Source organism: Wolbachia endosymbiont of Drosophila nikananu (assembly GCF_028981865.1).
Lineage (GTDB): Bacteria > Pseudomonadota > Alphaproteobacteria > Rickettsiales > Anaplasmataceae > Wolbachia > Wolbachia pipientis_B.
This window is the reverse complement of sequence record NZ_JAPQLL010000083.1, coordinates 1-770: the sequence shown is the minus strand read 5'-3', so window position 1 is coordinate 770 and position 770 is coordinate 1. Positions and strand designations below refer to the sequence as shown.

The window sequence follows — 770 nt, the reverse complement described above, 5'->3', positions numbered from 1 at the left end:
TAAAAGAAGAGCAAAAGACATACTACCGTAATTTCTTAGAAAAATTGGCAGAGTCAGTAAAGAAGTCTGAATTAGAACCAAAAATAAAAACCAATACAGAAATAAAAATTAAAGAAATTATAGGGTATACCATAAATACTCCAGATAGTAATTCATTACATTCAGCAATTAAAGATAATGATAAAGAACGTTTTGAAGAGTTATTGCAAAAAGGGGCGGATATTAGCCTTGAAGGTACAAAGGGAAATAATGCCTTACACCACATTGCTTTACTTAAAGGAGAATATAAAATCAAATACTTGAAGTTAATATTAGATTTCGAAAAAAAAGGAATAATATCTTCAGAAAAATTGCATAAGGCTATAAACGCCAAAAATGAAGATGATAAATATCCAGCGCAAATCGCTTTAATTAGACAAGCAGAGAAGATACCTAGTAAGTTAAAAGACTTTTCTAGGCGAGTTAGATCAAGGCCTACAAAACGTTATTACACTGCTAAATTTTGTGCAGAACTGTTACAAAATGGTGCTGAAAATAAAAGTGACCATATAACAATACCTAAAGAGCATCGTAAGCAAAAATATTATCAGACTATAAAAAGAATCAAAGATATAACAGGTGTTAGCCCTGACCAGGAAACACAGAAAGAGCTTGAAGAGCGTTTTTCTAAGAAAAATGCTCATAAGAATATAATCTTCTAAGAAACTTCCTTAACTAGCTCCTCTTGTTGCACTAAAGTATAGCCAAATTCTCGTGCCTTTTTGATCAAA

At 31.3% G+C, this 770-nt stretch carries 1 pseudogene; it reads left to right on the top strand.

The window, feature by feature from the left end:
* Positions 1-701: pseudogene (locus OZD67_RS06125) on the top strand (ankyrin repeat domain-containing protein); the annotation flags it as partial.
* Between the last annotated feature and the right edge of the window lie 69 nt (positions 702-770).